This is a genomic window from Candidatus Bathyarchaeia archaeon (genome assembly GCA_041447175.1).
Taxonomy (GTDB): Archaea; Thermoproteota; Bathyarchaeia; order Bathyarchaeales; family Bathycorpusculaceae; genus JADGNF01.
Window position 1 is genome coordinate 1,515,687 of sequence record CP166960.1, and the last position, 11,778, is coordinate 1,527,464.

Sequence of the window (11,778 nt, forward strand, 5' to 3'; positions counted from 1 at the left end):
CCTAGGCTTACAATCGAACTGATTCGCTTTGAAAAGAAGGCGGCAAACACAAGATGGCCACTCTCACAGAAATCTTCCAGCAAATACTAAATACAAGCGCTATCAACGCTGAAATCTTAGCTTCAATAGTCATATTTGCTGTCATTGCTTTTATTGGATGTGTCGCATACCTTGTTTTCGGCAGGTATTTTTCTAGGTGGACACAGAAAACCGAAACCACCATAGACGACAAGATACTCGTCGCCGTGAAAGTCATCATAGTGATAACAATAATAGTATTGGGTATCGAGTATGCGCTTTCACCTCTATCGTTCCTACAACCATACAAAGACACCTTAACAGGAGTCTTCACAGTACTCCAAATCTTGCTAGGCGCTTTCGCCTGCACCAAAGTCTCAAACGCAGTGACAGACTGGTACGCAGGCAGAACTGCACGTATAGCAGGAAAAAACAGCCACCACCTCCTGTTTCTGCTCAAAAAAATAGTGCAAATAGTAATTTTCATCTTTGCTTTTCTCATTATACTCTACGTGTTCGGCGTTAACCTCACTGGAGCAGTCGTGGGCTTAGGCGTTGGAGGTATCGCTATAGCGTTTGCCTTACAAAGCACCTTAAGCGACTTTTTTAGCGCATTTTCAATTTATTTTGACCGCCCATTTGAGATTGGTGACTTCATAGTCGTGGGCGAATACAGCGGAACCGTAACCAGCATAGGCATCAAATCCACCCGTCTTAAACTTCTACAAGGTGAAGAACTAATCGTCTCCAACAAAGAATTAACCTCTGCTAGCGTACGAAACTTTAGAAAGCTACAAAAAAGGCGGGTAACTTTCACAATCAGCGTAACCTATGATACACCTATTGAGAAGTTAAAGAAAATCCCACAAATAATAGCGGACATAATTAACAATTTAGACACTGCTACTCTAGAACGCGTACACTTCACAGAGTTTGGCGATTGTAGCCCAAAATTTTTAATCAGTTACTACGTTAACTCGTCAGAGTATGCCAAATACCTTGATACACAACAACAAATCAATTTTTCAATTAAAGAAGCGTTTGAACATGAGGGCATAGAGATGGCATTCCGAACAAGCACAGTGTATATCAAAAAGCATGTATAGAAAAAAATGACTCTGCCTAAAATAAGCTATTTTATTATATCGCGGAAAAACAACGACACAAAAAATGACCAAACATTCTGGAGTTGAGGCGAGTTCTAGTGGCTACGTATATAGTCAGCCATGGTGGCATTAATCAAAGTGCACTTTCATTTTCGTATATCGGTAATGTATTTAAATAACGTCGATTACCGATATATCGGTAACGTTTCGTGACAACAACATTTACCGATACACTGGGACGCAGAAAAAATAGAGGCGCACTCCGCGAACGCATAATCAGAACCTTGCTAGTTGAGCCAAACGGTACACTCACAAAGTACAAACTTGCCAAGATGGCAGAAGCCTCTTTCCCATGGACGCATGAATTCCTCAACAAACTCCAAGCCCAAAAACTGGTCAAAGGCACCGAGGTCACAGACTATGCGGGGCTCATCAACTACTGGCTACAAATAAAAACCAAGCCCGAAAAAAGAGATTACATGCACAAAAATCCTCTCGACTTAATTCAAACAGTTAAGCTTCCGTATGCTCTCACGACTTATCAGGCAGAAAACCTTGTCCAACACTATCTCTTTCCTTCCCGAATTGACTTATACATAAAAATGGAAGACATGGATAAATGGCATGAAGAATTGACTGCTGAAGGGTTAGTCGGCAAAGGCAACCTAAGACTCCTCATAGCAGACGAACACGTCTTCTACGGAGCATTTAAACGCCAAAACTTAACGGTTGTGAGCATTCCGCAGTTAATCGTTGACCTGCTACAAGAAGGCGGCGTATGTACCGAAGCCGCTGAGAAACTCATCAGCAAGGTGGAGCAGCATGCTATATCAAACAACTGAAACAAAAACCTCGCAAGAACAAATGCAGGCAATCTTTTCTCAACTTAAAATCCAAACTTGCCTGCTCGGTGGATGGGCAGTTTACTATCTGGTAAATCAGAACTTCCAAAAAGCCACCGGAAGAACCTACATCGGCTCAAGAGACATTGACCTTGGCTTTCACATAAACTTGGAATGGACTCAGGAGCAGCTGCAAAATTCGGAGTTTGCTACCACAATCAAAGTGGCTGAAAGCATGGGTTTTAACTCAGTGAGTTTTAGGCTGGTCAAGGATTTTGACATAGACACAGGAAAAGAGTTAACGCCCGAAGAATCAGCCAAACTTCCATTATACCAGATATTTCAGTTGTACATAGATCCAATCGTTGACTGCATCCACCCCGAAATAAAAAACCTGCTTGGCTTTGTGCCAATAGATGAGCCTCTTTTATCGCTGGTTTTCCAAGAAAAAATGCACAGAACCCAACCGTTATTTGGAAAAGACGTCTTAACTCCAGAGCCCCATGTCATGCTAGCGATGAAAATCAACTCTGCCCCAAGAAGAGACAAAGAACACAAACTGCTCAAGGACATAGCCGACATCTACGCCCTTCTTTGGCACTCAGACATAAAATTGTCCCAGCTCAAAGAACAACTCTTCGCCATAACACCCAAAGAGAAGATAAGAAAAACAGTGCAAAACTTCTCCACCGAAGACATCAGCAAAGTCGCAGCAATATTAGGAATCGACAGCCAAGAAATAACACGAGTATTAAAGGAGATAACGTAGGCATTATGGTATCCATGGACGATAGATGGAAGCTTGATCCAGCCTGCAAGTTTGACGGCTATAATATTGGTTCCAGCAACTATTATGAAGAGTTTAAGAAAATTATAAATGAAAATGGAACTATCTTCACAGATGAAAGCCAGCAATGGGTAGCCAAACAAGTTATTGATGAAAAGGACTTTCTCACGGAAAAACAAGCAAGAGAAACATTACTAAAAGCTTTTTTATTGTATGCCAAAACCCGTGAGAGATACTTCAAGTGGAATAAAGTTAAAGGTAACTATCTCATCGCTCTTAATGAAACATTTGAAGCAATGAAAAAAGAACTCGATATTGTTGCAAACAAGCTCTTTACATTTGAGCTAGATGGACAAAAAATGGCAAAGCAAAGGGGGGAAACAATGGAGCATTATTTAATGCGGGAGGTAATGCTTCAGTATTTTAACGATTATCGAGGTGGAGTCGATTCTTTTGTTGAAGAATACTCACAAATAAGGGATGTTCTTGAAAAAATAGCTCAAGGAAAAAGCGATAAAGACATCTGGAAAGAAGCGTCAAAGAGAGCGGACTTATATGTTGTACTTAAAAATGGGCAAAAGCTTTGGGTAGAGGTTGAAAGGACAACAAATAGTAAAGAGTTGAATGACAAATTAACAAAAATACAGGCGGTTACTTCTCTGTGTCCTGGCCTTATCGATAAGGTAGTCTTTGTATTTCCAGGGCTGATTTCTGCCATGTTAGAAGGACTGTTAATAGAGGCAAGAAAAGTTTGTTTTCCAGAGGATATGCTGGAGGTCTTTGAAGTGAACTTAAGGGAGAACCAAATTTTACAGGCGATAAGCCCTAAGCTTGTTAGCACAGAGTTTGGCGATAGACTCTTGGATATGATTGCGGACGGAATTCAGAATCCATCTGGTGCCGTTGGTCTAATGGCGAGAGACCGAATTTATCAGAAGATAATCCTGCCTCTTTTTGATAATAATCCCGAAAAGCAATGGATAACAGAGAAACGTGATAAGACAAGAAGGCTTGTCCGCTTTTGGAGAATCAGAACAGGGAAGTTGACTGCAACAGCAAAGGAACTTGAGTTTAAAGAAAAAGCGATAAGAAAAATCAAAAAAGATTACCCATTTTTGATATCTTAAAGTTCAAACCCCTGAATGCTTCTTGCGTTACTTCATATCGGCGCGCGCGAACTTCAAAGCACAGTTGATAGCGAGTTATCCTTGTTTTCAAAGTCGAATGAGTATTTGCTCAAAATTATGAAGATTGAAAGAACAAAAGCAGTTATTGGAACAATGCAAGCGTTTTTTGATGCCGTCCTCCATGAAACTGTGATAATAAAACCGAAAGATTGAAAGTTTTTGCTCTCAAACTGACAGCCTTCCTTGTTTGTTGTCCTTTTTAGTTCGTTATTTTTGGAACTGCTCATTCGGATGTTTTAGCGGTAACTCCGGCAATTAGAACTATACCAGTAAAAGACTGCTGTTTTCGAGCGATAAGCAAGGCAGCGATTAAGGCATCTGAGTTACAAACAAAAACAAAGCCGATAAAATATTTCATCTATCGTGACTTAACATCTTTATCGTTCTGACCGACGCCAGCTTTTGGTTGCCAAATCAAAATACCAGAAACGCAAGCCCTTATCCAAACATTCATTTCTATGCATTAAGGAACGGATGTTTATTTTCGTTAAAGCGCCTTCAAGCTCATCATCCTCAATAGAGACAGGGCATAATTTCCCTGCTCCACTCCAATACTTTTCAATTTGTGGACATTTCGGCAGAATTACGGTACGGTTAAGGTCTGGGTGAACTGGAAAAACTCGGCAAATTAGCGGTCTTTTTTCGTAAATCTCGCATTCATTTTTCTCGTTCAAATGAGGACAATCCGCAAGTATAAGCTGATAATAAACGATAGTTGTTGGTTCCTTATCGCCAATAGCGATGTAAGGCACAATGAATTTGGGGTCAAACTCTTTTGCCTCCTCTTCAGTTAAGCACAAACCCTGCAACATTCCAAATTCTTCAACGAAAAGACCTCGGCAACATGTTCCACACTTTTTGCACTTGAAGGTTAAATCACTCAATCAGATTTGCCCCCGATATTCGGCTCATCCTTTTATTTAGCCTCAGTTTTCCTCGTTATTGTCAGGTTGTAACTACCGAGTTTTAAAAGTATGAGAATCAAGAGATGCATATAATGAACCTGATATTCAGCACTAAGCATTAATGAATGCGCTATCTTGTGCCTTAGATTGTATCCTGCTTTTTCTATGAGCACAAATTTGAACAACAAAAGGTCGTCAGGGTCAAATAATTCGCTTATTCTTTTCTCACTCAAAAGAGCATTTAATTCTTTTTCGTAAGTAATCCTTTTTCCATGTTTCTTGTCAGCCTTAGAGGTAAAAGTGGCAATACCCTTGAAAAAGAACATATCTCTAAGTAATCCTTCAATCTTTAAAATTAAAGAATCAATACATAGAACTAAATTTGGATAATTCTCTGAAACTCGCCAATAATCCATTTGAGTGAAATATTCAAACAATGAAGGCGCTAACAAGCTTAACCAATTATGCGGCACTTCTTTGTTGAATCTCTTTTTAGGAATAGTTTTACCGAACCAGCTATACTTTTGGAAAAAATCCATGAGCGCTTCATATGTAATTTTGTTCTCTTTCAATCCTTCAATGAACACCATATTTAGATAGCGCAAACAATAATTCTCAAGAATCATATGGTATTGATGAAGTGTCCTATAGAGCTCAATTTCTTCTGGTGTTGTAAAGCATTGAGCTGTATGCCCCTGTTCGTCGGTAAGAGTGATTGGAAAAATAGCTTGCAACTGATGCTTCTTTAAAATTTTCTGTGTTAACTCTTTTGTAAATTGATAACCAGGTAGCAAGCTTTTATCCGTCATAATGAAGCAAATTATCTGTTCAGGCGTGAATTTCATCAACTCTTTTACTCTTGCTTCGCAGTCAGCAATGTATTCCTTGAGGTTAATAGGAACCTCAATCTTTGGGAATTCAAGACTTCGACTTAGCTCAGTATAAACTCCTTCAAGCTCTTGGATTTTCGCTGAGTTTTTTGCAAGCTTATAGTGTTCTAAGGCATCACTACAGAAGTCAATGGCAACATGTTTGTTGCTCCTCAAGCAAGCATTCATCATCTTTTCGTAGGATTCTGCCATCACTTCATTCCAGTTGTATTTGGTTGTCCCAGCTTTTTGTTCAACCATTTCGCCAAGTTTCAGAATAGTGATTGCTTGATGTGAGTCTCCTAATGACTGGGAAAAGTTGAAACAGATATCATCTATACCGCTAAAATCAGCCTTTGTGAACACGGTTTTTTCCTTTATCATCAATCCTATTAAATCCATACGAACCCTGAACAAACAAGTGCTCTCTGCGTTAAAGTCGAGAATTAATCGCTTGACTTCAGATTTTGCTAAGTCTATTCTATTTGCATCGTTAATGTTTTTTGAAATTAGAAGCGCATTTTCGACAACCCTTACCACATCAAAGCCAAAATGTTTTTGTGGATCATCTTTGTCTTTTTGCTCATAAAGTTTTATCAATTGGAGATAGTTGTCTATAGCCAGTTGCGCATAGTCACCATGCTTTTTGGGACTGAACCATAGAAAATGAGCGTATTGCGCCTTTAGCAGAGGGTTGTGAGTTGACTTCAACCTCTCAATAATGTAGTCATACGATTGTGGAACAAACGCGTCGTAAACTGGATAACTAACAAGTTTTCCTTCATTGTCGGGTTGGGTGTATAACGGAGCAACAGCATTTCCAGCAAAAGAGAAATTGAAGATGTTTATCTCCCATTGAGCTTTCGCTTCTAAGTCGCTCTTGTTCTCAATATGCATTTTATCGCGTATCTTTTGAAAAAGATTTGCGATTTCACGATATTTGTAATCGACAGCTTTCTCTTCGAGAAGTCTATACAAGCTATCTAAATCTGAGATTTCAGCCACCAACTACCCCTTGGCTCCTTTTGTTTAGCTAACTCATTATACCTTTTAGAAATTTAAGGAGTGCTTAACTTTAAAAGCAACCAACATTAAGACGATAAACAAATGAGCTGGCAAATTAAAGGTCGCATCGGGCATTTCGCCTTAAAAGTTGGACAGATTGGACAAAAATCAAGAGAAGTAATTACCAGTAGAACAAGAAGTTTCTTAAACTCAGCGATTAATTTACTGATCAAAAATTATTTTGCCTTAAATTTGTTTGCTTCATTGTATGCGGTTTTGGGAATACCAATTCAGCTATTTCTAATCGGGAATAACCAGTTATTGAACATTGCTTTAGCGATGGCTTTCATCATAGTTCCAATAGGCTTGACTTTTCCAGTGATGGTAAAAGCGGCTGAGCTTAATCCATCATCCTTTACCAAAACGTTGAAGCTAAGAGACGCGCTTTCGCAATTGTTTTGGGTATTGGCTGGTGCTGTTGTCCTCTTATGGAGTGCATTCTTTGTTATTGCAGTTTATTACACAAATTATCTTCCAAGTGAATTTGCCATCGTCTTGCCTGCGTTCATATTCTCCTATGTGGGAGTTTCTTTGGTTGAAGCCTTGATTGGCGGCTCAGCCATTGGGCTATTGTTATCAGGAAAAAATCGAATGAACCTTAGGCTCTGCGCAAGAACTTATTTCAGAGTTGCAGCAAATTGTGTTTTGGGTGCTGAGTATAAGAGCAAAGTTTGTGACTTCAAGAGTGCAATTGATTATGTAAATGCTTATCTTAGGTCTAAGTACAACCTTCAACTTCTCAAAGGGCAAGGATATTACGACTATTTCAGAACAGTTGCTTTTGCTGGAAGCGATGATGAAAAACAACGGCTTAAAGAAGCAACAATTGATTTTGCTGACAAGCTAAAAAACGAAATTGACCTTAACGAAACCTTAACAGCGACAAGAAACATCAGTGGAAAAATCGTTTGCAGTGAAGAGGATATGCTTTCAGAGATTGACTATGAAATTGGAGCCAAAAAATGGTTTACTCAGCATAGTAAAGACCTCGGTCTTGCCATTGCAGTTTTGTCGTTGCTTGTGGCATTGTGGCGCGCAGTTCAGCATTAGGTTAATGGATTTTCCAAAAGAGGTAGGCTTTTGTTTGGGATAGCATTGCAAGAATTTTGATAAGTTTACTGATCTTGATGTTGTCGGCGGTTTGCACGTTTTTAGCGTAATCGATTGTTTTTCCGAAGGGCTGATGCCTGCTGTCAGTAAACTCTTTTTGAAATCTCGGATGTTTGTTTTTAATGAATACTTCTTTAAGCACACCAATTTGAGCGGCGGTTAGGCTGTCAATTTTTCCTCGTACATAACGTGTGCTACCAACAAGTTGCATATCAAACCCTAACTCCAAGAGTACATTTGAGACTTTAGAGATGCTTTCAACCGACTTTTGTTCTGCAATCTTTTGCATGCCTGCTTTTTCCGCGAAGGGAGAATACTTTGCCATCACGGCAATTAATTCAACGTAAGGAGTTCCCGCCATAGGCAGTGTTTCACGAATCAGCTTGGCACCTAAGCCGATGGTTCGGTATTTTGGATGGATGACTACTCGGTTGATGATGCTTAGTTTTTTGTTTAGCTCTTGAATTGGCATTCTTGGAAGCATAAGACGCCTTCCATAGCAGGCTGGCGGTGGGTAACTATAAACGATGACGCCGCAGAGCTCATCTCTTCGGACCAAGCGGAAGATTTTTCGGGGAACCGCGACCTTGTGCCCGCGGTAGTGGAAACTGCTGAGTTTTTGCCAGTCTTCTCTGGTGCCTTTTTCCACTTTCATTTCTCGGATTAAGCTGCATTCGGCTGCTGGCATGTTTGGGTAGTAGTTGATTTGGATTTCTTCGCCAAACCGTTTATGCACTAGTACGCTTGGTTTTAGGTCGTCTTGTAGGTCGCTGTGGGTTGTGGCTGCTATGACTGCTTTTCCTTGTTGCCGCGCAATCTTCTGGAGGTTGTAAGCTATGATTTTGGCTGTATCACGGTCCAAGCAGGCGGCGAATTCATCCATCAGCCACCACTGTTTGCCGCTCTCGATTAGTTTAGCAATTCGATAACGGTACTTTTGCCCATCACTAAGCTGGCTGTACGTGCGCAGGAAAAGGAAGGCATCGTTTAACCCGACTTTGCTCAGCAGCTCTAAACCTTCTTCGACCGTGGCGCCGACTGTTTCGATCAGAGGCTTGTCCGGGTCAACTGCAACCTCTGACAAATCAATAGCTTCATCGCCCAGGTCTGCTCTAATGGCTCGTAGTAAAACGCTTTTGCCGCTGCCACTGTCACCCGTAATGTAAACGATATCTGTGGGTCCAATCTTTAGCGTGGCATCTAAAACCTTGAACTTCTGCGCTTCGTCAATGCCTAAGCCGAATGCTTCAGCCACGACTAGGCTTCTGGGTGTGATTTTGGTGTGGGTTTCGTAGCTGATGTTGAAGGTGAATTTTTCTTCTTCTCTGTTGTAGATTCTTCGGAGTTGGGTTATGCGGAAGGGTTCGTTTCTTCGTCTTGTCATTTCTTGGTCACCTTGGGATAACTGTTAAGAATGGTTCAGGTTCCATCTGTACGGTTGCAAACACGGCTAGGGCTATGCTCCAAAAGACGTCGTCGTGTGTTCCGTTTGGATGCGAGTAGCCTATGGCGCCGTCCTTGCGTAGGTCATAGCGCTCAACGTTAAGTTCGGTGCAGATGTCGCCTCGGTATGGGCGCTCCCAATTCAGCAGCGGATAAAAGAACTTATGATTCGCCATGCGTTGCTTAAGCAGACTTGCCATCTCGCTCTTTCGGGGCACGCTAAAGTTGACGCCTTCAGCGTTTTCCATTCCAGCAGTTTCCATGTCCGCGATGATGGATGGCCCTTCTCTGGTGAAGTCAACCCTGATTTTTTGAAATCCACCCCACCTATCCTGCAACGCCTTAAGATAGCCCAGAACCTGAGCGTAGAGCGTGGGCTGTTGGAAAATCTTCAGGTGCCTAAGAAAAAGCTTATCGTTTAGCCTTTCAACCACCGAGAGTACACAGTAGTCGCGGGTTTGAGCCAAATCCAGCCCAGCAAAGAAATCGCCTTCACATTCAGCTTCAGGGTTAAACTCTTGCAAGTCCACGCCACAGTTCTTCACGGTGCCAACGCAGGCAACGATTAAGCTTTGAGCCAGCCAAACATCCTCGTCTTCAGCCCATTCCGCCTCCATTTCCCGACGCCAACGGGCAGGGTCATCACCAAATTGGCGTTTAATCTTCTCAATAATCGCTGGTTTTAGTGGACCGTTAGGCTCGATTGCCTTGTCCCATGTGAAGTGGTGTCTTGCAAAGTCTGAGTAGTCTTTGTGGTTGCACATTTTCCAAAACATCGAATCCGTACTAAACGGCGTACTAGTCGCAATTAGCTTGCCGTTGGTTGTTCCCAACGTAAACAGAATAGCATCATACAAATCCTCATCGTTAGGCGTGAAGTTGCATTCTTCCCACCAAATAATCGAGAACGTTGGACCCCTGATAGTGTCAGGGTTGTTTGGGAACGCTTCAATGACGCTGTCGTTTGGCAGCGATATTCGGGTTTTTTGGACATGCAATCCCCGCTGCGGAAGCTTGCGGCAGAAACCGCCCATTCGCCTGATGTTGAGTTTGGTTTGGCGCCAGCTTGGACCAACAATGGCAATGTAGCTGTTCGGATGCTCCCAAGCATACTTAAGAAGCAATGCTGAAACCGAAAAGCTCTTTCCTGTTTGCCTTGGCCAACGCACCGCCAAAAACTGGTTCTTCTCAAACAACTCTGCAAGCTCAATCTGGTACTGGTAAGGTGAAAAGCCAAAGATTTGCTCAAAGAAACTCTTAACATCACCTTGTAAGCTTTGGACTTTGCGCTCGCCTAACTCTTCAACAGCAGCCATATCTTGGCGAAATCCTTCCCACTCTTCGAACAGTCTATTTTTGTGCATTGCTCTGGGACTTTTTGATAAGTTCCGCAATCTTTTTCCTAGCCTCCATTAATTCCTCTTCAAGTTCACGATAGTGAATATACTCTGCAAAACGCTCTTGGTACACTTTAGCGCCCGCGATTATGCCGCGCAGCCGCAAAACCTCAGCCTTATCCAATCCAGGCGTCTTTAGAGCATCCAACGCAGCAGCCAACATCTTTAAGGTCTCTTCGATGCTGGGCAGTTCCTCGGGCAGTTCAAGTTGGGTAGAACAACAACAATTGGAATTTTTCGGCTGTTGTTGTTCTTTCAGTAAACCGAATTTTATCAGCTTTTGACGAATCGCCTCCTCAGTATATCGACCGTCAAAGCTGAAGGCTAAAACTCTAAAGTCAGTGGTTCCCGTTGTGTACCAGTCTTTGAGTTTCTTTTCGTCATCTGCTGGCCATGGTTTGCCTTTGGTCATGTTTTCTGCCCCACAAACAACCCAATGACCGTGCCGCTTAGCCCCGTGATGGACGCGAAGATTTCAGCGTTCCAAGTATGCAAAAACGCCAGATGCGCAAGTTCCAAAGCGGACATAAAAGCGGTCATGCATATGGCGAATTTGACGCCTAACAGAAGCTTAGCAGTGGGTTCTTCAACGATGAGGCGACCTCTTTCAAAGCGTCTGCGAGTCAAGGCACGCTTAATAGGGTCTGCCATCGATGCTCAACCTCCGCTGTGCAAGTGCTCTCCGAAATGTCCTTGGGCGATTCATCGAACGGTGCCCACCCATCATAAAACTATTAACAAGCATACTAGCCGATTCGCTTTGAATGTGCTCTTTTAACAACACGGAAACCCCTAAAGCCCAACCCATCGGTATTGCGGTGTAATCTAAATCGAAGAGGCCATCGGCATAGCGAAAACTGTTCTGTGCAATCACAATATGCTTAACACGGTCACCGATTAGCCCAACGAATATTCCCCAACTCTTCACGGGCACATCAATGGTCATGCCTGAACCGCTGCTTTTGCCAACGCTGGCATCGCACCAGTCAACAGCGATTAAATCACCGGGCTTAACATTTTCCATTTGTTTTAGGATTTGCTTACTCATT

12 protein-coding genes are annotated in these 11,778 nt (G+C 42.1%); 5 read left to right on the forward strand and 7 right to left on the reverse strand.

Features of this window, described 5'->3' with window-relative positions; translation table 11 throughout:
• Positions 1-53: 53 nt before the first annotated feature.
• From ACBZ72_07855 to ACBZ72_07870, 4 genes are all read left to right on the forward strand, one after another.
• Positions 54-1,124 (forward strand): mechanosensitive ion channel family protein, encoded by a 1,071-nt coding sequence (locus ACBZ72_07855; GenBank protein ID XES76094.1) that lies wholly within the window; start codon positions 54-56, stop codon positions 1,122-1,124.
• A gap of 209 nt (positions 1,125-1,333) precedes the next feature.
• A complete protein-coding gene (locus ACBZ72_07860) occupies positions 1,334-1,966 on the forward strand; it encodes a hypothetical protein (protein XES76095.1) in 633 nt (210 codons plus the stop codon).
• Positions 1,947-2,735, forward strand: a complete 789-nt coding sequence (locus tag ACBZ72_07865; GenBank protein ID XES76096.1) for a hypothetical protein — start codon at positions 1,947-1,949, stop codon at positions 2,733-2,735. The genes ACBZ72_07860 and ACBZ72_07865 overlap by 20 nt, the downstream gene beginning before the upstream one ends.
• A gap of 14 nt (positions 2,736-2,749) precedes the next feature.
• Positions 2,750-3,880 (forward strand): hypothetical protein, encoded by a 1,131-nt coding sequence (locus ACBZ72_07870; protein ID XES76097.1) that lies wholly within the window; start codon positions 2,750-2,752, stop codon positions 3,878-3,880.
• Positions 3,881-4,317: 437 nt separating this feature from the next.
• On the opposite strand, the gene ACBZ72_07875 is transcribed toward ACBZ72_07870, so the two are convergent.
• Both ACBZ72_07875 and ACBZ72_07880 read right to left on the reverse strand, forming a co-directional pair.
• The gene (locus ACBZ72_07875) at positions 4,318-4,824 is read right to left on the reverse strand and encodes a YkgJ family cysteine cluster protein (GenBank protein XES76098.1); all 507 of its coding nucleotides are present in this window, start codon (positions 4,822-4,824) and stop codon (positions 4,318-4,320) included.
• Positions 4,825-4,856: 32 nt separating this feature from the next.
• The gene (locus ACBZ72_07880; protein ID XES76099.1) at positions 4,857-6,719 is read right to left on the reverse strand and encodes a DUF4209 domain-containing protein; all 1,863 of its coding nucleotides are present in this window, start codon (positions 6,717-6,719) and stop codon (positions 4,857-4,859) included.
• Positions 6,720-6,821: 102 nt separating this feature from the next.
• Between ACBZ72_07880 and ACBZ72_07885 the strand changes: the two genes are divergently transcribed.
• On the forward strand, positions 6,822-7,829 hold the full coding sequence (locus tag ACBZ72_07885) for a hypothetical protein (protein XES76100.1): 1,008 nt from the start codon (positions 6,822-6,824) through the stop codon (positions 7,827-7,829).
• A 1-nt stretch (position 7,830) separates the two neighbouring features.
• Here ACBZ72_07885 and ACBZ72_07890 read toward each other — a convergent pair whose 3' ends face one another.
• Genes ACBZ72_07890 through ACBZ72_07910 form a run of 5 tightly spaced genes read right to left on the reverse strand, consistent with a single transcriptional unit; the run spans position 7,831 to position 11,777 of the window.
• Positions 7,831-9,273 carry an ABC transporter ATP-binding protein gene (locus ACBZ72_07890; protein XES76101.1) on the reverse strand — a complete coding sequence of 481 codons (1,443 nt, stop codon included), beginning with the start codon at positions 9,271-9,273 and terminating at the stop codon, positions 7,831-7,833.
• A gap of 7 nt (positions 9,274-9,280) precedes the next feature.
• On the reverse strand, positions 9,281-10,648 hold the full coding sequence (locus ACBZ72_07895) for a terminase large subunit domain-containing protein (protein XES76102.1): 1,368 nt from the start codon (positions 10,646-10,648) through the stop codon (positions 9,281-9,283).
• A 34-nt stretch (positions 10,649-10,682) separates the two neighbouring features.
• Positions 10,683-11,141 carry a hypothetical protein gene (locus ACBZ72_07900; GenBank protein XES76103.1) on the reverse strand — a complete coding sequence of 153 codons (459 nt, stop codon included), beginning with the start codon at positions 11,139-11,141 and terminating at the stop codon, positions 10,683-10,685.
• Entirely contained in the window at positions 11,138-11,380 is a 243-nt protein-coding gene (locus ACBZ72_07905; protein ID XES76104.1) for a hypothetical protein, read from the reverse strand. The genes ACBZ72_07900 and ACBZ72_07905 overlap by 4 nt, the downstream gene beginning before the upstream one ends.
• Positions 11,364-11,777 carry a hypothetical protein gene (locus ACBZ72_07910; protein XES76105.1) on the reverse strand — a complete coding sequence of 138 codons (414 nt, stop codon included), beginning with the start codon at positions 11,775-11,777 and terminating at the stop codon, positions 11,364-11,366. The genes ACBZ72_07905 and ACBZ72_07910 overlap by 17 nt, the downstream gene beginning before the upstream one ends.
• Position 11,778 lies beyond the last annotated feature (1 nt).

What these genes read in the sequence shown, in the direction of transcription:
- ACBZ72_07885 (XES76100.1), top strand. Translation starts at nt 6,822, where the DNA reads ATGAGCTGGCAAATTAAAGGTCGCATCGGGCATTTCGCCTTAAAAGTT.
- ACBZ72_07910 (XES76105.1), bottom strand. Translation starts at nt 11,777, where the DNA reads ATGAGTAAGCAAATCCTAAAACAAATGGAAAATGTTAAGCCCGGTGAT.
- ACBZ72_07870 (XES76097.1), top strand. Translation starts at nt 2,750, where the DNA reads ATGGACGATAGATGGAAGCTTGATCCAGCCTGCAAGTTTGACGGCTAT.
- ACBZ72_07905 (XES76104.1), bottom strand. Translation starts at nt 11,380, where the DNA reads ATGGCAGACCCTATTAAGCGTGCCTTGACTCGCAGACGCTTTGAAAGA.
- ACBZ72_07855 (XES76094.1), top strand. Translation starts at nt 54, where the DNA reads ATGGCCACTCTCACAGAAATCTTCCAGCAAATACTAAATACAAGCGCT.
- ACBZ72_07865 (XES76096.1), top strand. Translation starts at nt 1,947, where the DNA reads ATGCTATATCAAACAACTGAAACAAAAACCTCGCAAGAACAAATGCAG.
- ACBZ72_07890 (XES76101.1), bottom strand. Translation starts at nt 9,273, where the DNA reads ATGACAAGACGAAGAAACGAACCCTTCCGCATAACCCAACTCCGAAGA.
- ACBZ72_07900 (XES76103.1), bottom strand. Translation starts at nt 11,141, where the DNA reads ATGACCAAAGGCAAACCATGGCCAGCAGATGACGAAAAGAAACTCAAA.
- ACBZ72_07895 (XES76102.1), bottom strand. Translation starts at nt 10,648, where the DNA reads ATGGCTGCTGTTGAAGAGTTAGGCGAGCGCAAAGTCCAAAGCTTACAA.